Origin of the sequence: Pseudomonas karstica, assembly GCF_009707515.1 — a bacterium.
GTDB lineage: Bacteria > Pseudomonadota > Gammaproteobacteria > Pseudomonadales > Pseudomonadaceae > Aquipseudomonas > Aquipseudomonas karstica.
This window is the reverse complement of the sequence record NZ_WLYI01000035.1, coordinates 22,650-44,558: the sequence shown is the minus strand read 5'-3', so window position 1 is coordinate 44,558 and position 21,909 is coordinate 22,650. Positions and strand designations below refer to the sequence as shown.

Genomic DNA, 21,909 nt, shown 5'->3' with positions numbered 1-21,909 from the left:
ACTACCAGTTATACTCCGTAATCAAAACACCCGACGAAGCCACTTCAACTTCGAGTACCGGAACTTCAGTCTTCTGTAAATAATAACGAGACTCCCAGCCTTGAACAAGTTCGACTCGTACGATTGGTATATTGCCAGTCACTGACAAGCGATGCAAACCATTAGTCAACACACCGTCATCAAGCTGCCAGTTTCCCGGCTGTAAACGCCAACGCAGTATTGCGCATTGTTTAAATCCGGAAAGTTCGTCCCTGACCTGCAATCCGGCATCAGTTAATTTAACGTGACGCGCATGAATACAACCTTCACCATCAATGTAAGTTGCTCCGCAGGATGCTAGATCAGGCAGATCAATAACACGTTCAACTTTATGTGACCGAAGCCAATTACCGAACAGAAACCGACTCAGGCGAGGCATCTGGTCGCGGCCATCAAACTGGACAGTGTTATGGCTTGCAGTTCCCGGAAAATATTTCAACCACTGGGCAGTGGTATTATAACTATAGGTGCCTGCATCCCGAAGCAAATTAACTCCAGCACGCCACAAATCTACATGCAGGGCATCAGCCTGACTTGGACGAAAACGAAACCGTGGATAACGCAATACTAAAAAAGTTTGTTCCCTGCGCAATAAAGCATACCCACCTTTATCAAACAGTTGAGTGCTCGGCGGCTCAACAACAGCTGAGGGAATAGCCAGTTGCAGCCAAGCAAATGGCAAATTCCAGAGCCCTTCCGCAGCGTATGCTCGTTTATTAAAAAACAACGCCATGGACAACTGAACCGACGGCCTGAAATCGCGGTAGTCAGTGTCCGTCAGTGGCAACAAGCGAGCCCCGTCGTTTGCGCCTATATTTGGAGCGTCACCTGTTTGCTCATCAACCAGTGAATAAAGCCAATTCGCTGCAGCCTGCACTCTGGACTGAAACATACTGGAGAACGCGGCCAGCCCGAGCTTTATTCTCCACGTCTCTACCATCGAAAACGTGTCGAGCATGACTCGATGATAATTAATGGAGTACTGGCTAAAACTGCCGTCACTTTCAATCAAGCGTGCAGCACGGTTTTCAAGCCACCTACGCCCCAAGCGTTGCCAGCGCTTACCCTCTGGATAACCACATTGCGCCAACCAACTGCCGCCGACAAACAACGCAGCAGCTTCAGAGGTTCCGTGATTGTTATCTTGAGCCATCGCGTAACTCAATGTCGGCTCAATGCGCTTGAGGTGTAATAGAATCAGATCGACAAGCGCTTGCAATGGATTTGCAAATTGCTCAAGAACTACCGCTGTCATTGCCAGGTGCAGTACTCGGATAGAAGCCTCTTGGCCACACTTCCAGTTAGGACCGAAATATGGCGGATTCTGCTCACACCAATCAGCCAACCACCTGTTTAGATGTCCAACACCTAAAGCCTTGTCGCTAAGAGATTTTTGCGCGAAGGCCAACGTCCAGTCGAAGCGTGAAGCCTCCCAGATATTCTTGATATCACCCACACCAGCATCGAAATCAGGAATACGCCACCACTCCTGCCCGGGGTTTGGCACTCGAACTCCATTAAGAGGATTCAAATGCCAGTCTGGGGGAGCGTCCATAATGGGACATACCCAGTATCCGAAATATCGGACCTGGGTATTCCACTGAGATGTATAAGGCAATGCACAGGCCTGCCTGGTGCTTTCGGCGAAAAAAGGGCCGACTGGGGCGACCGCCTCAAGCCGTCTGACCGGGTTCAGGCCTGTTTTGACACCAACCCGGTAAGTCAGCACACGAGCAAGATTACCAATCCCGAGTGCAACTGCGGTTTTAGCTTTAACAATAAGTAGACTCATTGCTCACGTAAAATCCGTGCCGCTTCGATACTTGCCCGTGCCACTTCGAATATCTCATCAGCCGCGATGGGCGTAGCGATTCCAGTCGCCACCGCGGAGAGGAACGCCGAGGCACATTCACCCTGCCCTTTGTTCTGTTTCCAGAGATTTAGCTTGCTGAAACCAGGCCAGCCGAAACCTTTGAGCTTGCGGAAATTATCCAGTTGCAGCACCCGGCCAGCAGTAAAAACCTCGACTCTTTCTTTTGGAAAGCTAGATGAGCCATTTGCCAAATAAAGAATAGTACCAAAAGACCCATCTTCAAAGCCGAGGGTAATTGCCGCTTTGTCTTCAGTAATTGCGACCGCAGGCGTATCCCCCATTCTTCTTGCTTGAATCGAAACAATCTTACTACCAGCCAAAAAGCGCATTAAATCAATGAAATGACAAGCTTCACCAATTATGCGTCCACCACCGACAAGACTATCTTGAGTCCAATGATCCGAAGGGATAGCTCCAGCATTCATCGTCATAATGAAAGACTTTGGCTCTTTTACAGCCGCCAGCAGAGATTTAATTTTTTGAACTTGTGGAGAAAAACGCCGATTGAAGCCGACCATCAAATGAGGCTGTAGCCCTCGTTCAACAGCATTCTGATAGGCTTTTTCAATCAACTCCAATTCTTCGAGTTCAATAGCCAATGGTTTTTCTACAAAAACATGCTTATCCGCGTCCAACGCTTGAGCGACAAAACGTGCATGACTATCGTGTCGCGTAACAATTGCCACTGTATTAATACTGCTTTCATCCAGCATCGCCTTGATATCAGTTGAGGCTTGCGCAAAACCTGCTTTACTGCCGTGTATTACACCGTTAATACCGCCTGCGGTAACAATCGTATGAAACTGCGCCCCCGCGGCCTTGAATGCAGGGATAAGCATTCTTGATGCATAATTACCAGCGCCGATGAACCCCATGACCGGACGCTGAGCGTTAAACGTCGCTGCACTTGAAAGCGGTACCTGGCGTATGGCACGTTCGGCAGCCTCAGAGGTGTACAACAGCAGCATCCCCAGGCCGGACTTATCCTGAGTCAGGGCGGCATAAGCGTCTGGCGCATCCTCGAATGCGAAGCGATGAGTAATCAGCGACTTAACTTCCAACTGCCCGCTGTCGAGCATATCCAATACTGCTTCGAAGTTACGCTGCTGCGTCCAGCGCACGAAGCCCAAAGGGTAATCCTGACCCTGCTCTTCATACTCGGGATCATAACGCCCAGGCCCATAGGAGCAAGACACTTGGAAGCTCAATTCTTTCTCATAGAAATCAGCGCGATTGAGTTCAAGACCGGTCACCCCCACCAGGATGATTCGCCCACGCTTACGGCTCATTCGCGCTGCCTGGGTCACCGGGTCGTTGGATTTGGTCGATGCAGTAATGATCACTCCATCGACACCCTGGCCACGGCTGAAGGCCATACCTGCTGCCACCGGGTCTTCGCCTTTACCGGGGTTACAAATCTGTGCGCCATACTGGCGAGCGAGCTCAAGTTTCGCTTCATCAAAGTCGATCGCCAGCACCCGGCAGCCATGCGCCCGCAGCAACTGTACAGTGAGCAAGCCAATCAGGCCCACACCAGTGACTACAAAGGCCTCGCCCAGTGTGGGCTGCGCCAGACGAATTCCCTGCAAGCCAATGCTAGCCACCACCACAAACGCCGCCGACTCATCATCGACAGTGTCGGGAATACGGACACAAAGGTTTTTCGCCACCTTGACTACGTCGGCATGAGGGCCATTGGAAACTACTCGATCACCAGCCTTAAGACCCTCTACCCCACCTCCAACCTCGGCCACCACACCAACATTGCAGTAGCCAAGAGGAAGTGGCTGGCCAAGCTTGGACTGCACCGCTTCAACCGTAGTCATCAGGCCATCAGTCTTGACCTTCTCCAACACCATCCTGACCTTTTCCGGCTGCTGGCGAGCCTTGTCCAGATAGGATGCCTTGCCGAAACCGACGAGCATCCGCTCAGTGCCTGCCGATATAAGCGAAACACTGCTGTTAATGATCACGTATTCACGAGATATCTGCGGCGCGGGGGCAACCGTTATAGTTGTGCCGCCCTTGGCCATGTCTTGAAGAATCTGCTTCATACCACCCTCAACGCAAAAATATTATTCACAACCCAAGCGATAAACTTCGGTATAAAGATCACTTCCCCTGTTATCGCTTGAATAAGCAAACAGGGTGTTATCACGGGCGACCCCGCGGGGAAAAAGGTTTGGACTTCTGATCCGGAGACTCGGTGTCCATCCAAAACATAAAGTAAACGCGTGATCGGTAGTCCTAAATACACGAACTATTGATGTCGAGCAACGGCTCGGACACCCATTCGCCGTCACAACAAGCCTGAAACCTGATGGCGTTGTAGGCAATCTGCGTATCCGTTGCATATAGCAGTCCCTGCCCCCTCGGGAACGCGACACAAGTGCGATACGCCTGTTCGAAGATGTAGAGCTTGGCGCCATAAGAAAAAAGTATGCTCCCTGAAAAAGGCTCCTGCTCCAGCCGTGACGCTAGGGCCTGTCTCTTAGAAAATGAGTATAGAGGTAATCGTATGACTTCTTATGCTCGCCGCAAATGAAATCCAATTTTACCTGCGATGTAGAGGCGTGCTCCTTATCAAAAACCCGCACGCCAGGGACATGTTCGATGCTCAAACCATGTCTGCGCAACTGTTCGGCAACAAACACCTCTTCCCCAAACAAAAAACGCGGGTAGTCAACGTCCGCGCCCTTGGCAAAGTAACGCTGGGTGAACACCATGAACGAACCATGGGCTCCGTACATCGGCGGCGGACGGACCGTCGTCGTGGCTGACAGCCCACGGTTGCGCTGCTGCGCACGAGAACGCGCTCGCTCGCGCAAGCGAGCCAGTTTGAGGTACCAGCGGAACAGCACAACGTTCGAGCATACCAAGCGCATAAAGTTGATCTTACGCACCTTGGGGCGACGCATCATTTTCGGGTTCAGATCGCGACCATCTCTGTCGGAAAAAATACCTGGGGCGACCAGCCCTACGTCACCACCCACCGGATGAGCCAGTAGGGTTGCAAAGAAATCTTCGGCAACAACCAGATCAACGTTGCATACCACAACGAAATCATAGCCTTCGACCCCATGAGGTTGACTGGCAAGAGCCTTATTAAAGGCCGGAAAATAGCCAACATTATCGTTTTTTTGATATTTAAATGAGAACGCGTACTGCCGGGAAGCAATATCCATCGCTGGAGCGATTGTTGAGTTATCAGCGAGGATGACATCAAGCGCCAAACCTGGAGTGGCACGAAAAGCAAGATCAACGGAGGCTAGAAAACGCTGGGCATCCTCGTGGGCGTTATAACACACTGAAACAATGCAAATTTTCACTCGAAACCTCGACTAAACCCTAACCTTCATTAAAACAAGCAACAAAACCCACTGAACTATAAAAACCAATGGAATCGTCAACCAACTCATAGAGCTAATTATATAAGTTTGATAACTTATAGCAACGAAGTAAACAAAAAACAAAACTGCAAACATACTATTGCGATGGCATAGCAGCCGCCAGTAACCAAAATTACAAAACAACCCAACAACAAATGCAAAAAACAAACTCCCTAGCAAACCAAAGTCATTAATAAGCCCTCGGAAAACTGTAAACAGATTCCCTTTAACAAAATCTCCATAAGCATAGTACTCATCATAAATCCCCATAGGGACACTACGATCATCACCTGCTAACTGGAAAAGCGACATAAATGTGTAAAAACCCATAGTCAAAGTGTCATGCTTATAATTCATTAAGGATTCTCCCAAATAGCGCTCAGAGAACCAGTCTGAAAATGCGGGCAAATGCACAGAAGAATACGTTACCAAATAGAACCTGAGGCGATTCAGTATTAAAGCCGTATCACCAAGTTGATAGACTCCACGAGATAAGAAAGAAGCTATCACTAAGGGAAACACCAACAACCCATATAGGGTCAAACTACGAATTCCCTTATAATTTAGCAGCGTATAATTTTTATTATAAATTCTGGTAACAAGCACACTTCCGAGAAAAAGGAAAACAGAGAAGAAAAGCAATCCCTTGGCACTTTGCAAAAACATGACAAGCAGTGCCGGAAGAAACGCAAATAGCAAAAGTTTTAATTTACCCTTTGCAGCACCACGCGAACCGTATACCAACCCTCCAAAGACTGCGGTGTAATAACTGCATTGCAGGCCGAGCTGTGCATAGATAGTGGGGATAATTTCGCCAGAGTACCGTTTCCCGGCATAGACTCCTCCCACAGCAATAGGATCAGCCAGGAGCTGCTCAATCGAAACTCCTTGTTGTAGGACACCAAGGAAAGTCATTAACACTGCAAAGCCTGCCGCCCCGTAAAAAGCACCAACCATCAACGGCCTATTAAAATAATAATCCGCAGAAAGCTTATTTTCGTTACGAGCTAAAGCAGTGCGCCAAGGAAATAGAAAGCATGATAGGGAAAAAGCAAAACAAAACGACAATATATATAAAATTGCAAACGGACTAACTGGCGCTTCGAAGGCAGCCAAAAGAGGAAAAACCGTATAAAAAAACCAAAAAAGTAGAAGTATGGAGACAGGATTCAGCCAAACGCTAAAAATCTTTCTTGCCCCCCAAGCCCCCAACAAAAACAAAAAAGCCAGGAAAATATTTATTACTTTGAAAATCAAAAACTCATCCATGCTTTGGCTTCCGCAGATACTTCCATACAAATGAAATCAACAACAATATCTCTGCCAAAACAAAGGCAAGCGCTGCCCCAAAGGCATCAAAAAAATAGGATACCGTTAGTGAAAACAGAAAAATTGATGTTCCTACAGCAAATACAGTAGTAGCAAAATAGGATTGCGCACCTATCAATGTCAACCCAACAGCTCCGAACATCGCGTTGGCGACACCAAAGATAACCGCTGGTGCCATCAAGGCAATAAGTATAATGACCTCGTCACTAAATCCTGGCAAGAAGCCTAAGATGTGGCTTGTATAGATCGCAAGCACGCCAATCGGTAGTACAAAAAACATCAAGCAAATCTGAATACGTGTACTTTTCCAGATCAGATCAAAAGCCTGCAAGTTGGTTTTATGCTCCAGCGCCAATAACGACCAAGCCTTCACAGCCTTTGGCATGAATAGTTGATTGAGAGGTCGCGCCAAGGCCTGAATACTTTTCACCACCTTCTCAGCCACCGCATAGGTGGAAACTGCAGCAGTATTAGAAACACCGGTCAAGATCAGAACATTTGCGCCTCGAAAGAGTACTACTGATATATTGCCAAAAAATAAGTGCCTCCCTTCGCCAAGTAAAGAAATTATTGCCTTAGCACTGGCGGACCTCATGCTCCCTACTCCGAAACGGCAAAGCAAAAAGATAAAAGCCGCGATGCCAGATGCCAGAAAACTACCAGCCAAGATCATCGATGCTAGTAAAATATCTTCCGCACCATCAACAAAAAAATAGATCGCCAACACCGCACAAAAGCGTGAAATCAGAACAAACGCTGCTAGCAGGCCGTTACTTTCAATAGCTTGAAAATAATAGTTGCACTGAAGAATCATGCCCAGCACGAAACACAACCAAGCCAACAGGACCGTCAAACTACCGTCAGCAAATACATGATAGGCGCCAGCCAATGGCAGGGCAGATACCACAAACAGTGCGATGCGTGTCCCGAGAATATTGAAAAAACACTCAGCTTCCGCCGATGCACCGCCCTGCTTTCTGGCCTCGATAATAGAATGCACGCCACTGGTATCGAAACTGTAAAGGCATACCGTCAATACATAGAACGCCATAGCTTCGGCTACAACCAACTCGGCAAACGCGTCTTTGCCCAGCACTGTCAGCAAAAAAGGAAAGACCAACAGGGGAAACAAAGCGTTGGCACCTTGTATCGACACCAGCGATAAACCGTTGATCAGATTTGCGTTAACGCGCACTAGAGTCTCTCCCCATGAGATTCCAGTGCCTGGTGAGCAAACCTTCACAAACTCCGCTGTAGTCAACAGCAAAGACGCCCCGCTCAACCATAACGAGGCCAGCCAAGACTGACTGAGTCAATTTCATGTCGAAGCTTCCCTCAATATTCCAGGCAGATGCTTAAGTGCGGCCAGGATTTTAACGCTTGGCGATCACCCTGCTTGCATACCACCACCTGCCTACAGCGCACAGAGCTTTGACTGCGCGGCAACACCAGCAAACTCGCGGTCAAGCCGACCAGACACCACGCGTATCAACGACTTTATGCGAGGTCAGAATACTGGGCGGGATTTTTTTGAAGGTCTTGTGATCAACCAGAAGCACGATCACGTTGGCATCAGCGATTGCCGACTCAGTACTCACCAACTTGAGCTGACCGGCCAGTTGATTCGGCAACTCCTCGATATTGGGCTCAACCGCAATCACCGGACCTGGGTGAGTGGCAAGTATTTTCTGGGTGATCGCAAGTGCTGGGCTCTCGCGCAGGTCGTCAATATCGGGTTTGAATGCCAAGCCCAAGCAGGCAATGGTCACCTCGCGAGCTGTCTTGTGCGGGTTAGCCTGGAGAAACTCGGCAACCGCCAGCTTGGTCTTTTCCAGCACCCATTCCGGCTTACTGTCATTGACCTCACGCGCCGTCCGAATCAAACGGGCTTCGTCCGGCGTCTTGCTAACAATGAACCAAGGATCAACCGCGATGCAATGCCCACCGACACCAGGCCCTGGCTGCAGGATATTGACCCGCGGATGGCGGTTGGCCAAACGAATCAACTCCCAAACATTTATCTCCAGCTTGTCACATATCATCGACAGCTCGTTGGCAAATGCTATGTTGGTATCGCGAAAGCTGTTTTCGGTCAGCTTGCACATTTCCGCTGTTCGGGCGTTGGTGATGACGCATTCACCTTCGACGAATATCTGATAGAGCGATACTGCCGCCGCAGAACACTTTGGTGTCATACCTCCAATTACGCGGTCATTCTGAACCAACTCACGCAGCACGTGGCCCGGGAGCACCCGCTCGGGGCAGTGAGCAATACGAATATCGGAATCTTCGCCACAGTTCTGAGGAAAGCTCAAGTCCGGACGCGCGGCTGCTAGCCAGGCCGACATCTGTTCGGTTGCCCCTACAGGAGAGGTGGACTCAAGAATCACCAAGTCACCTTTCTTCAGCACCGGGGCAATGGCCTTACTGGCCGACTCGATGTACCCAAGATCTGGAGTGTAATCCTCGTTGAAGGGTGTCGGAACGGCGATCAAAAATGCATCAGCCGGTTCCGGCACCATCGTCGCGCGCAGATAACCATTAGTCACTGCGGCGTGCACCACCATGTCAAGGTCGGGCTCAACAATATGAATACTGCCTTTATTGATGATGGCTACCGCATTCGGGTTGACGTCTACACCAATGACCTGCTTCTTGCGCGAGGCAAATACGGCCGCAGTAGGAAGACCAATATAGCCAAGGCCGATAACGGAAATAGTTTGAAACGACATGATGTTCCTTACAACGGTTTGAACTGGGAAAGAAAGGGCCAATTCCAACATGTTTCGCCCGAGGCCGAAACAGCCGCAGGCTGCCTGATTAGCGTTTGGTTCGCTTATTTATGCAATGTCAGCAAAGTTTCCAGGATTCGCTTGCACGCGTCCCCCTCACCGTACGGATTATGCGCATAGCTCATGCTCGCGTATGCGGCAGGGTCTTCCAGAAGCCGATTAAGCTCCTCGACGATGCGCTCCGTTTGTGTGCCCACCAGTTTTACTGTTCCAGCGGCAACAGCCTCCGGCCGTTCAGTGGTGTCTCGCATGACCAGTACCGGCTTACCCAGCGACGGCGCCTCTTCCTGGATACCACCCGAATCGGTAAGGATGATATACGAGCGGCTCATCATATAAACGAAGGGCAGATACTCCAGCGGCTCAATCAAGTGAACGTTGTTGATCCCCGTCAGCAGCCGATTAACCGGCTCGCGCACATTAGGATTCAGATGTACGGGGTAGACGATATCTACCTCGGGGTGAGCTGTAGCTACTTCCATCAGCGCCTGACAGATCCGCTCGAAGCCGCCGCCGAAACTCTCTCGTCGGTGACCTGTCACCAAAATCAACTTGCGATCCGGGTTAAGAAAAGACGCTGGCGCGGCAGCCTGGCCCCTGAGACTGTCATCCTGATCAAGCCGACTGACCACATCCAGCAAGGCATCGATGACCGTGTTACCGGTAATTACGATCCTGCCGGGGTCGATACCTTCGCGCAACAGGTTGGCCTGAGAGGTCGATGTTGGCGCAAAATGCAGGTTAGCCAAAGCTCCGGTTAACTTGCGGTTACCCTCTTCGGGCCAAGGTGAATAGAGGTTACCGGTACGCAAACCTGCCTCTACATGTGCCACCGGGATCTGCTGATAGTACGCGGCAAGGCTTGCGGCAAAAGTTGTAGCGGTATCGCCATGAACCAAGACGACATCCGGCTGAAACTCAGCAAATATGTTTTTCATACCCTGCAAGATCGACGTAGTGACGTCCGTCAGATCTTGACCAGCCTTCATAATATTCAAATCATAGTCGGGTTCTATGGCAAATAACCCCAAAACCTGGTCCAACATTTCACGGTGCTGGCCAGTAACGCAGACCTTGGCCTCGAAGCGCTCATCAGCCGCGAGTGCAAGGGCTAGCGGAGCCATCTTGATCGCCTCGGGACGAGTACCAAAAACACACAATGTCTTCACACCAATAACTCCATATTAGAAACTCAAGTGTATCCTGGCTTGGCACCCCTCAAGGCTGCCTTACCCAGAGCACCCGGTGCGGTAGGCATCACTGCACAGCAACCGCACTGAACAAGCCTGCCTTCCCAAGGCTTAGCGACCCGCATCTACCCCAGATTTGTGATCGACTCACCTACGTAAAATTGTTCAGCCACGTCAATACGCTACTGTGGGCCATGAAAACAGAACAACAATGCCGGTATTGCACTGAGAAAATTCGTTTAACCTGTAACAACTCCTGTACCGACCTACACCCTATAGCAGGATGCCACCAGGGCACCCGCTGACTTCACTGACGTAATTGAGCGACCAGTCACAAGACGCCGACAGAGCGCAGTCGCCAGTCGAACAAACAATTTAATGAGACTCTGCTGCCTCTTTCAGAAGCCATCTCAATTACGATGACTTGAGGCTGCGACCAGCATAAAAATGAGCATAACACACACGTCGCACAATCCCTCAAAGCCCCCTCCATGAGTACAATACCTACTACAGGGTCAAGCCCACGCAAAGAGTAACTCTTCCCCGAACTCAGGGCTCAGCAGAAGTACATTTTACTGTGGGCAGGATCAATGCGGGAGCTTCAACCTCACACATCAGCGGCGATCATCCAACCGATCGCTGGAACCATTAAAGGCAGGAGCCTCCAGCGCCACAGGAACAGTTGAAAGAGCCATCTTTTCGCCACTACTCTTTCTCAGGGAGAAAAAGTAACGCGAAACCGCAAGCCCCATACCCAGAATGCCACCCAGTAACATACCCAGCGCTATAATCAGCACCTTTCGAGGCTTGATAGGGGCCAAAGGTTCCAGGGCAAGCCTGTCAATGGTGACGAGCTTAATACGGCTTGTATCGACATTCAGATGACGCAACCGAGCTTCTTCCGCGCGCAGGGGCTCTACATCACGCAGGAAGAGATCTTCATTTTTCCGTTGATTCAGCACTTCAATCTGGCGGTTCGCCTCGAGCATTTGAAGCTCCTTGCCAATCTGCGCAATCCGCACCTCGGTGAAGTCATCGGACTTGCGCCGCGATAACGCTGACTTTTCAGCCTCCAGCGCCTCTACACCCATGAAGTACAAGGGAATCTGCTGATTATTGATTTCCGTGCGCATCATACTTGAGGAGCCGCCGCGATCGGACTCGCCCAATGAGGAAGGGGTTGTTGGCTTTCTAATACCCAGCGACCCGGCGATGCCAATGGCTTCGTTCAGCTGTGCCATGCGGTTCACGCGCCGGGTCTTCAATTGCGCCCGAATCGCCTTCAGCTCATCTTGCAATTGAGCGCGACGTATCGTGTCGGCCTCCGTCAAAGAAGCAATTTTCGCTTCTTTTGTATTGTCATAGCTGGCTCGAGCGGCATCTAGCTTGCCTTCAATCTCACTCAGCCTATTTTTGACAATTACTTCCATATCCTGGGCAATTTGCTGCCGCTCAAGCGTAATCGCGTAAGCAATGAGACCGTTAAGGATCGCAACACCGTCCATTCCTTTCGGGTAATTCATCGACAGCTTAATGTAAGCACTCAGGGAGTCGGCTTTTTTGGCGTCCGGGAGTACGAGCTTGATCGAGTCGGCATTGAACTCTTCAAAACTTTGCTCCAACGTCCGGCCCGGACGTTCAAACTCTTCGAACAACTTTCGATTTTCACGAAAATACCCAAGGCGGGTGTCGTACGACTCCAGAGAAGCCCCCACTTTCTTCAAGGCAGCACTTGGCGGCAACTTATAGATGTCGGAACGGTTCAGGGCATCGAGTTCATTGATTGCAGCAGGCCTGAGAACACTGCTGACATGGTATTCAGGAGTAGCGACAAAAGCATAAACGGCCGCAGCAAGGCCAACGCCGGCAGCAGCCAGCATAACGAGCCATTTCTGCTGCCATACAGCCTGAGTCAGCGCAAAAACGTCGATTTCATCGGAAGGGGAAACTGGGGGCACGCGGAAGCTACTACTCACAACAAAAACCTGCCTTCAAAGAGAAACTGCGGGCTCGTTATGCAGACGATTTTGTGGGTTTCTTGTACTTATAAGGTCAGCCAGCAAAGCCGAGCGTCGCTGCCGGGCTTTGGGCACACAAAATGCCTGTTATCGAGAACAAATAGCATTTTGCCACCTATTTATTACATTACAAGACTTGACATATCTGTAAGGCAATTCCTACATGCATAGGGTTAAACCCTACATAAGAACCAGGGGGCACCTTACCCTGAGATTTTCAGGACGCAGACCATGCCGCGGGCAAAAAACCTGAATTTACTGCGCAGGGTTTAAACATCGCCAGGCGACAAACGGTCTCCCCTCAAGAGCCCCGCAGGCCGGATCAGCCTTGTGATACGTGCTTGGTGCGCGCTTTCCGGGTGATTAGCACGCCCAGAAATGGCCCTACAAGCATGCCAATGATCAACGACAGCGTAACAAACACCGACACCGGCATCTGCGGCGTAGACCACCCCAGGAACGACAGGGCGACGTCCTGCTGGTTTTCCAGTACAAATGCCAGGATCGCCAGGGCGGCGACCAGCACTGTCAGTACCAGGGCAACGCGCTTAATACCGCGCATAGGTTTCTCCTATCCAAAAAACACTCAGACGCCGTCTTCTTCGTCTTCGTTCACTCGGTCCCGCAATTCCTTGCCCGGCTTGAAGTGGGGCACGAATTTTCCGTCCAGGCTGACGGATTGGCCGGTTTTCGGGTTGCGACCCACGCGAGGGGCGCGGTAGTGCAACGAAAAACTGCCAAACCCACGGATTTCGATACGATCACCAGTGGCCAGGCACTGTGACATTTGTTCAAGCATGGTCTTGATGGCCAGCTCTACATCCTTGGATGAAAGCAGCCCTTGATGGGTGACAATTCGTTCGATCAACTCCGACTTCGTCATATTTTTCCCTTCTTTTTCAAGCAGCTAGGAAAAGTGCTTCGAAGGTTTTAGCATGACCCGAGACGTTTGAACAGCCCGAGTATTGACTTATCTTGCATAAGTTGAAGGCTGGACCAGAAAGCTGAAGCTTTTGATGCCGCCTCTTCAGGGCCCGCAGGAGAAGCGCGAAGTCACGCACCCACAGATAGAGCCTGCCACAGCCAATCGTCGAACAAGGCGATCAGGGGCCCGCAGAAGGCACGAGAACCATGTCCGGCCTGTGAGAACGAAATTGCGGGCACAAAAAAGGGCGACCGAAGTCGCCCTTTTTTTAGCCTTACAGAACTTAGTTCTGTTTAGCCATTGCTTCGCGCAGCAGTGCAGCCATGGTGGTCTCACCAGGTGCAGCAGCTTCCGGAGCCGATTTCAGGCTCTGGATGGCTTCTTTCTCTTCAGCATCATCTTTCGACTTGATGGAGAGTTGGATTACGCGGCTCTTACGATCAACGCTGATGATCTTGGCTTCTACTTCTTCGCCAACTTTCAGAACGTTGCGCGCGTCTTCAACGCGGTCACGGCTGATTTCGGAGGCTTTCAGAGTCGCTTCGATATCGTCGAGCAGAGTGATGATGGCGCCTTTAGCGTCAACTTCTTTCACGATGCCCTTAACGATTGCGCCTTTGTCGTTCTCTTGAACGTACTCGGAGAACGGATCGCTTTCCAGTTGCTTGATACCCAGGGAGATGCGCTCGCGCTCTGGGTCAACCGACAGGATAACGGTGTCCAGCTCGTCGCCCTTCTTGAAGCGACGAACAGCTTCTTCGCCCACTTCGTTCCAGGAGATGTCGGACAGGTGAACCAGACCGTCGATGCCGCCGTCCAGACCAATGAAGATACCGAAATCGGTGATCGACTTGATGGTGCCGGAGATTTTATCGCCCTTGTTGAACTGGCCAGAGAAATCTTCCCATGGGTTAGATTTGCACTGCTTGATGCCCAGGGAAATACGACGACGCTCTTCGTCGATGTCCAGAACCATAACTTCCACTTCGTCGCCGACTTGTACGACTTTCGAAGGGTGGATGTTTTTGTTGGTCCAGTCCATTTCGGAAACGTGTACCAGGCCTTCAACGCCTTCTTCCAGCTCAGCGAAGCAGCCGTAGTCGGTCAGGTTGGTTACACGCGCGGTAACGCGAGTGCTTTCTGGGTAACGAGCCTTGATAGCGACCCATGGATCTTCGCCCAGCTGCTTCAAGCCCAGGGAGACACGGTTGCGCTCACGATCGTACTTCAGGACCTTGACATCGATCTCGTCGCCAACGTTGACGATTTCCGATGGATGCTTGATACGCTTCCAAGCCATGTCGGTAATGTGCAGCAGGCCATCGACGCCACCCAGATCGACGAATGCGCCGTAATCGGTGAGGTTCTTGACGATACCTTTGACTTGTTGGCCTTCCTGCAGGGATTCCAGCAGAGCTTCACGCTCGGCGGAGTTCTCTGCTTCCAGGACGCTGCGACGGGAAACGACAACGTTGTTGCGCTTCTGGTCGAGCTTGATGACCTTGAATTCGAGCTCTTTGCCTTCCAGGTGCGTGGTGTCGCGCACTGGGCGAACGTCGACCAAAGAACCTGGCAGGAACGCACGGATGCCGTTAACGTCGACAGTGAAGCCGCCTTTAACCTTACCGTTGATAACGCCCTTGACCACTTCTTCAGCTGCGAAGGCTGCTTCCAGAACAATCCAGCATTCAGCGCGCTTGGCTTTTTCACGGGAGAGCTTGGTTTCACCGAAGCCGTCTTCAACCGAGTCCAGCGCAACGTGAACTTCGTCACCGACATTGATAGTCAGGTCGCCAGCGTCGTTGTAGAACTGCTCAAGCGGGATGAGTGCTTCAGACTTCAGACCAGCGTGAACGGTTACCCAGCGAGCTTGGTAATCGATATCAACGATAACACCGGTGATGATGGAGCCAGCCTGAAGGTTCAGGGTTTTTAGGCTTTCTTCAAAGAGTTCCGCAAAGCTTTCGCTCATTTTAATTCCTGTTGATAAGGGCGAAGAATACGCCCATCTGCCACACCCCAGACGGTGTGGGTTACGTTCATATAAGAGAAGACACACAGGACTGGGACTGGTCCCCTGCGCGCCTTCTGAGTCACCCGGCGATATCGCGAATGGCGATTTCACTCAAGATGCGTTCCAACACCTGCTCGATGGACAACTCCGTGGAATCCAGCTGTATAGCGTCAGCCGCCGGTTTGAGCGGGGCTACAGCACGCTGGGTGTCACGCTCATCGCGTGCACGGATCTCATCTAGCAGACTCGACAGACTAACACCATCGACTTTGCCCTTCAACTGCAAGTAACGGCGGCGGGCTCGCTCCTCGGCGCTGGCGGTCAGGAAAATCTTCAAGGGAGCCTCGGGAAACACCACCGTGCCCATGTCTCGACCATCAGCCACAAGGCCCGGCGGCTCCTGGAATGCCCGCTGGCGCTGCAACAGGGCATCGCGCACTGCCGGCAACGCCGCGACCTGGGAAGCCCAGGCCCCAACCTGTTCATTGCGCAAATCATCGGTCACATCATCCCCTTCAAGGATGATGCGCTGGGGATGACCTTCCGTCGCCCCGAGGAACTGGACGTCAAGGTGAGCGGCCAGCAACTTGAGGGACTCTTCGTTGGTCAGGTCGACGCCATGGTTACGCGCTGCAAATGCCAGCAGGCGGTACAGCGCCCCGGAATCCAGCAGGCACCAGCCCAGGCGCTTGGCCAGGAGGCCGGCAATAGTGCCCTTGCCCGAGCCACTTGGCCCGTCGATGGTAATCACCGGTGCTTTAATATTCACAATTGAGCCTCTTGGGCAACACGGATGCCGACGTGGGCACACAGTGTAAGAAAATTTGGAAAAGATGTAGCAACGTTGGCACAGTCATGGATACGAACAGGCGCCTCGGCCCGCAGGGCAGCCACGCTGAACGCCATGGCAATCCGGTGATCGCCATGGGCATGGACTTCGCCACCCCCTATCGCTCCACCGTCAATGATAATCCCATCAGGTGTCGGTTCACACTTCACGCCCAGCGCCAGCAGGCCGTCAGCCATGACCTGGATCCGATCGGATTCCTTGACCCGCAACTCTTGCGCGCCACGCAACACCGTTCGGCCCTTGGCGCATGCCGCGGCCACAAACAACACGGGAAATTCGTCGATAGCCAGGGGAACCAGTGCCTCGGGAATCTCGATCCCCTTCAGCGCAGCCGCCCGGACATGTAAATCGGCCACAGGCTCGCCGCCCACCACCCGCTGATTCTCCAAGGTGATGTCAGCGCCCATCAGCCGCAAAATATCGATCACGCCGGTGCGGGTCGGGTTGATGCCCACATGTTCAAGCACCAGGTCCGAGCCCTCGGCAATCGAGGCGGCCACCAAGAAGAACGCCGAAGAGGAAATATCCCCCGGCACTTCGACATGAGTCGCCAGGAGCGCATGACCTGGCTCGATAGAAGCCGTAGCGCCAGAGACCTCCACCGGGCAGCCAAAACCACGCAACATCCGCTCAGTATGGTCACGGGTAGGTGCAGGTTCGGTAACCGCCGTTTTACCTTCGGCATACAGGCCGGCCAATAACAGGCAGGATTTGACCTGGGCACTGGCCATCGGCAGCTTGTAGGCCAGCCCTTTAAGCACCTGGCCACCCCGAATGGTCAATGGCGGACGCCCTTGCGGCCCAGTTTCGATCACCGCGCCCATTTCCCGCAATGGCTTGGCCACGCGACTCATCGGGCGCCTGGACAACGACGCATCGCCCGTCAAGACGCTGTCGAAGCTCTGCGCCGCCAACAAACCGGCCAGCAATCGCATGGATGTGCCGGAGTTGCCGAGATAGATCGGCCCCGGCGGCGGCTTCAAGCCGTGCAGGCCGACGCCGTGAATCGTGACGCGCCCATGGTGGGGCCCCTCGATCACGACGCCCATGTCACGAAAGGCCTGCAAGGTCGCCAGGGCATCTTCGCCCTCAAGGAAACCTTCAACCTCGGTAATGCCGTCTGCCAGGGAGCCGAGCATGATCGAGCGATGGGAAATCGATTTATCCCCCGGCACCCGGATACGCCCGCTCAGGCGCCCGCCCGGGCTGGCGAGAAAAACCAGGTCGTGGGCATTCACGGACGCGTCCACATAGGCTCGACGCGCCAGAATCTTGCTGAAATGCTCGCGCGCTACCCGCGCACGGGTGAACACGCCCAACAATTGATGCCCATCTGCGGCATCGACCGCGTCGCGCAAGGCGTCGAGATCGCTGCGAAAGGTATCCAGGGTGCGCAACACCGCCTCGCGATTGGCCAGGAAGATGTCGTGCCACATCACCGGGTCGCTGCCGGCGATACGGGTGAAATCGCGGAAACCACCGGCGGCGTAACGGAAAATCTCGAGGTTCTCGTTGCGCTTGGCCAAAGAGTCCACCAAGCCAAACGCCAGTAAATGCGGCAAATGGCTGGTCGCCGCCAACACTTCATCGTGCCGCTCGACCTGCATATGCTCGACATCCGCCCCCAGCTCACGCCAAAGCCGATCAACCACTGCCAATGCTGCGGGATCGGTTTCATCCAGCGGCGTCAGAATCACCTTGTGCCGACGGAACAGCTGCGTGTTGGACGCCTCTACCCCGCTCTGTTCAGACCCGGCGATCGGATGCCCCGGCACGAACCGCGCCGGCATGCCACCAAAGGCCAGCCGCGCCGCGCGCACCACATTACCCTTGGCGCTGCCGACGTCAGTCAGGATTGCCTGGCCCAGATCCATGCTGGCCAACACTGCCAACAACTTCTCCATGGCCAGGATCGGCACCGCCAACTGAATGACATCGGCGCCCTGACAGGCCACTGCCAGATCCGCTTCACAGCGGTCAACAACCCCCAACTCAACCGCCAACTGGCGCGATTGCGGGTCCAGGTCCACGCCGACTACTTCGCCGCACAGGCCACTTTCCCGCAGGCCCTTGGCGAAGGACCCACCGATCAATCCCAGGCCGACCACCACCAGGCGACCGATCATGGGCACAGCAGGCTGCGATACAGTGACATCAATCACGAGCCAGAACCTTGGCCAACGCCTCAAGGAAGCGGCTGTTTTGCGCCGGCAAGCCAATGGTGATGCGCAGGTGATTCGGCATGCCGTAGTTGGCCACCGGCCGCACGATCACGCCTTCGCTTAACAGCCCCTGGAATACCGGTGCAGCCACCCGCCCCAGGTCGACACAAATGAAGTTGCCCTTGGAAGGAATCCAGCCCAGGCCCAACTCGCGAAAACCTTGTTGCAACTCAAGCATGCCGCTTTCGTTGATGCGACGGCTTTCAGCCAGGTACTCGGCATCCTGCACCGCCGCGCACGCCGCCGCCAGGGCCAGGCTGTTGACGTTGAATGGCTGGCGCACGCGGTTCAATACATCGGCGACGACTGCGGTCGACAGGCCATAGCCAACCCGCAACGACGCCAGGCCATAGGCCTTGGAGAAAGTCCGCGAGACCAGCAGGTTCGGATAAGCCGCGAGAAAATCCAGGCCATCCGGCAGGTCACTGCCTTCGGCGTACTCGATGTAAGCCTCGTCCAGCACCACCAGTACGTGCTCCGGAACGTCTTGCAGGAAGTCGTCCAGCGCCTGCACACCAAACCAGGTGCCGGTAGGGTTGTTCGGGTTGGCGATAAACACTACGCGCGTCTGAGCATCGATGGCCGCCAGCATGGCCGGCAGGTCGTGACCCCAGTCCTTCGCCGGAATAACCCGCGCCTGGGCTCCGACCGCCTGGGTGACGATCGGGTAGACCGCAAAGGCGTGCTCACTGAACACCGCGTTCAGGCCAGGCGCCAGGTAAGCACGGGCCACCAGTTCGAGAATGTCGTTGGAACCGTTGCCCAAAGTGACCTGGTCCAGCTCCACTCGGCAGCTTTCTGCCAGCAGGGATTTGAGGGCAAAGCCGTTGCCGTCGGGGTAACGGGTCAGCTCGGCCAGCTCTTCACGAATCGCCGCCAGTACCTTGGGGCTTGGGCCCAGGGGGTTTTCATTACTGGCCAGCTTGACGATCTTTGCAGGGTCCAGGTTCAGCTCACGAGCCAACTCGTCCACAGGTTTGCCCGGAACGTAAGGCGAGAGTTGTTGCACGCCCGGTTGCGCCAGGGCGAGGAAGTTGCCACTCATATTAAAGCCTCACAAAACCGCTTTCGGGTAAGAGCCCAGCACCTTGAGTGCAACGGCTTCCTGACTGATTTTCTCCAGCACGCTCTTGACCAGCGGGTCACGGTGATGGCCGACGAAGTCGATAAAGAACACATACGTCCACTTACCACTGCGCGAAGGACGCGTCTCGATGCGCGTCAGGTCAATCCCGTTGTCGTGGAACGGCACCAGCAACTCGTGGAGCGCGCCGGGCTTGTTGCTCATGGAGACGATGATCGACGTTTTGTCGTCGCCGGTCGGCGGCACTTCCTGGCTGCCGATCATCAGGAAGCGCGTGGAGTTGTCCGGACGGTCTTCGATTTTTTCAGCCAGGCGCGTCAAGCCGTACAAGCCGGCAGCCATGTCACCGGCGATCGCAGCCGAATTCCACTCACCCTTGACCCGCTTCGCCGCCTCGGCGTTGCTGGACACCGCCACGCGCTCGACATTCGGGTAATGGGCGTCCAGCCACTTGCGGCACTGGGCCAGGGACTGGGCATGGGAATAGATACGGCTGATGCTGTCGGTCTTGGTGTTCTCACCCACCAGCAAGTGGTGGTGGATACGCAGCTCGACTTCGCCACAGATCACCATGTCGTGCTCAAGGAAGCTGTCGAGGGTGTGGTTGACCGCGCCTTCGGTGGAGTTTTCCACCGGCACCACGCCAAAGTTCACCGCACCGGCAGCTACTTCACGGAAGACTTCATCGATTGCGGCCATCGGCTTGCTGATCACAGCATGACCAAAGTGCTTCATGGCTGCGGCCTGGGTGAAGGTACCTTCAGGGCCCAGATAGGCCACTTTCAATGGCTGCTCCAGGGCCAGGCACGACGACATGATTTCGCGGAACAACCGCGCCATCTCTTCGTTGCCCAGTGGCCCCTGGTTGCGCTCCATCACTCGCTTGAGCACCTGGGCCTCACGCTCCGGACGGTAGAACACCGGTACTTCGCCTTCAGCCAGGGAAGCCATTTTCACCCGCGCCACTTCCTGGGCGCAGCGCGCGCGCTCACTGATCAGTTCCAGGACTTTCTCGTCCAGGCTGTCAATACGCACGCGCAGGGCCTTGAGTTCTTGCTCAGACATTAGCCGTGTTCCTTTTCAAACTCTGCCATGTAGGCCACCAACGCCTTGACGGCATTGAGGTCGACGGCGTTATAGATGGAAGCGCGCATGCCGCCTACCGAGCGGTGACCCTTGAGATTCAACAGCCCACGCTCCTCGGCGCCCACCAAAAATGGCTTGTCCAGACGGTCGTCCGCCAGGCGGAACGGCACGTTCATCCACGAGCGATCCGTCAGGTTGATCGGGTTGCTGTACAGGCCACTGGCGTCGATGAAGTCATAAAGCGTGCGCTTTTTCTCTTCGTTGAGCTTGCCCATGGCGGCCACACCGCCCTGCTCTTTCAGCCACTCGAACACCAGGCCAGACAAATACCAGGCCAGGGTTGGCGGAGTGTTGTACATCGAACCGTTGTCGGCTGCGACCTTGTAGTTGAGCATGGTCGGGCACAGCGAGCGGGCGCGACCCAGCAGGTCTTCACGGATGATATTGACCAGGATGCCGCTCGGGCCGATGTTCTTCTGGGCGCCGGCGTAGATCATGCCGTAGCGGGATACATCGATAGGCCGCGAGAGGATGTCCGAAGACATGTCGCACACCAGCGGGACGTCACCGACCTCAGGCACCCAATCGAACTCCAGGCCGCCGATGGTCTCGTTCTGCACGTAGTGCACGTAGGCCGCATTCGCAGACAGCTTCCATTCGTTCTGACCTGGAATCGCGAAGTAGTCGTAAGGCTTGGCAGTACCGGCAACATTGATGTGGCCGTAGCGCGAAGCTTCTTCAATGGCCTTCTGCGACCAGATACCGGTATCGATATAGTCGGCAGTACCCTCTTCTGGAAGCAAGTTCAGCGGCAACTGGGCGAACTGCTGGCTCGCGCCACCCTGCAGGAACAGCACTTTGTAGTCGGACGGGATGCCCAGCAAGTCGCGCAGGTCCTGCTCGGCCTTGGTGGAAATGGACACGAACTCATCGCTGCGATGGCTCATTTCCATCACGGAGAGGCCTTTTCCATGCCAGTCGAGGAGTTCACCCTGCGCACGCTGCAGGACTGCTTCAGGAAGCGCCGCGGGACCGGCACAGAAGTTATAGGCTCTCTTGCTCACATCCAATCTCTCTGGTCTGGTGGGTCTGCAATCA

The 21,909-nt window shown here is 53.7% G+C and carries 16 protein-coding genes; all 16 read right to left on the bottom strand.

The window, feature by feature from the left end; genetic code table 11:
- Window position 1: 1 nt before the first annotated feature.
- Complete coding sequence (locus tag GIR22_RS21945; RefSeq protein ID WP_154745362.1) at window positions 2-1,831, bottom strand: heparinase II/III family protein; 1,830 nt, start codon at window positions 1,829-1,831, stop codon at window positions 2-4.
- Window positions 1,828-3,966 (bottom strand): bi-domain-containing oxidoreductase, encoded by a 2,139-nt coding sequence (locus GIR22_RS21940; protein WP_154745361.1) that lies wholly within the window; start codon window positions 3,964-3,966, stop codon window positions 1,828-1,830. The genes GIR22_RS21945 and GIR22_RS21940 overlap by 4 nt, the downstream gene beginning before the upstream one ends.
- Before the next feature lie 423 nt (window positions 3,967-4,389).
- Complete coding sequence (locus tag GIR22_RS21935) at window positions 4,390-5,241, bottom strand: glycosyltransferase family 2 protein (RefSeq protein WP_178122410.1); 852 nt, start codon at window positions 5,239-5,241, stop codon at window positions 4,390-4,392.
- A gap of 12 nt (window positions 5,242-5,253) precedes the next feature.
- Window positions 5,254-6,570 (bottom strand): O-antigen polymerase, encoded by a 1,317-nt coding sequence (locus GIR22_RS21930; protein ID WP_154745360.1) that lies wholly within the window; start codon window positions 6,568-6,570, stop codon window positions 5,254-5,256.
- Window positions 6,563-7,825, bottom strand: a complete 1,263-nt coding sequence (locus GIR22_RS21925) for an oligosaccharide flippase family protein (protein ID WP_178122409.1) — start codon at window positions 7,823-7,825, stop codon at window positions 6,563-6,565. Before GIR22_RS21925 ends, GIR22_RS21930 begins: the two co-directional genes overlap by 8 nt.
- Window positions 7,826-8,093: 268 nt before the next feature.
- On the bottom strand, window positions 8,094-9,362 hold the full coding sequence (gene wecC, locus GIR22_RS21920; RefSeq protein WP_154745359.1) for a UDP-N-acetyl-D-mannosamine dehydrogenase: 1,269 nt from the start codon (window positions 9,360-9,362) through the stop codon (window positions 8,094-8,096).
- 104 nt (window positions 9,363-9,466) lie between these two features.
- Complete coding sequence (gene wecB / locus GIR22_RS21915; RefSeq protein ID WP_178122413.1) at window positions 9,467-10,597, bottom strand: non-hydrolyzing UDP-N-acetylglucosamine 2-epimerase; 1,131 nt, start codon at window positions 10,595-10,597, stop codon at window positions 9,467-9,469.
- A 629-nt stretch (window positions 10,598-11,226) separates the two neighbouring features.
- A complete protein-coding gene (locus GIR22_RS21910; protein ID WP_178122408.1) occupies window positions 11,227-12,588 on the bottom strand; it encodes a Wzz/FepE/Etk N-terminal domain-containing protein in 1,362 nt (453 codons plus the stop codon).
- A 364-nt stretch (window positions 12,589-12,952) separates the two neighbouring features.
- Complete coding sequence (locus GIR22_RS21905; RefSeq protein ID WP_154745358.1) at window positions 12,953-13,192, bottom strand: lipopolysaccharide assembly protein LapA domain-containing protein; 240 nt, start codon at window positions 13,190-13,192, stop codon at window positions 12,953-12,955.
- 24 nt (window positions 13,193-13,216) lie between these two features.
- Entirely contained in the window at window positions 13,217-13,513 is a 297-nt protein-coding gene (gene ihfB, locus GIR22_RS21900) for an integration host factor subunit beta (RefSeq protein WP_032888918.1), read from the bottom strand.
- 325 nt (window positions 13,514-13,838) lie between these two features.
- Window positions 13,839-15,527 (bottom strand): 30S ribosomal protein S1, encoded by a 1,689-nt coding sequence (rpsA, locus tag GIR22_RS21895; protein ID WP_154745374.1) that lies wholly within the window; start codon window positions 15,525-15,527, stop codon window positions 13,839-13,841.
- A gap of 121 nt (window positions 15,528-15,648) precedes the next feature.
- Window positions 15,649-16,338 (bottom strand): (d)CMP kinase, encoded by a 690-nt coding sequence (gene cmk, locus GIR22_RS21890; RefSeq protein ID WP_178122407.1) that lies wholly within the window; start codon window positions 16,336-16,338, stop codon window positions 15,649-15,651.
- The gene (locus GIR22_RS21885; RefSeq protein ID WP_154745373.1) at window positions 16,335-18,545 is read right to left on the bottom strand and encodes a bifunctional prephenate dehydrogenase/3-phosphoshikimate 1-carboxyvinyltransferase; all 2,211 of its coding nucleotides are present in this window, start codon (window positions 18,543-18,545) and stop codon (window positions 16,335-16,337) included. Before GIR22_RS21885 ends, cmk begins: the two co-directional genes overlap by 4 nt.
- 28 nt (window positions 18,546-18,573) lie before the next feature.
- A complete protein-coding gene (hisC, locus tag GIR22_RS21880; RefSeq protein ID WP_154745357.1) occupies window positions 18,574-19,686 on the bottom strand; it encodes a histidinol-phosphate transaminase in 1,113 nt (370 codons plus the stop codon).
- Window positions 19,687-19,695: 9 nt separating this feature from the next.
- Window positions 19,696-20,790, bottom strand: coding sequence for a prephenate dehydratase (gene pheA, locus GIR22_RS21875; RefSeq protein ID WP_154745356.1), 1,095 nt, complete (start codon window positions 20,788-20,790; stop codon window positions 19,696-19,698).
- Window positions 20,790-21,875, bottom strand: a complete 1,086-nt coding sequence (gene serC / locus GIR22_RS21870) for a 3-phosphoserine/phosphohydroxythreonine transaminase (RefSeq protein WP_178122405.1) — start codon at window positions 21,873-21,875, stop codon at window positions 20,790-20,792. The genes pheA and serC overlap by 1 nt, the downstream gene beginning before the upstream one ends.
- Window positions 21,876-21,909: the final 34 nt, after the last annotated feature.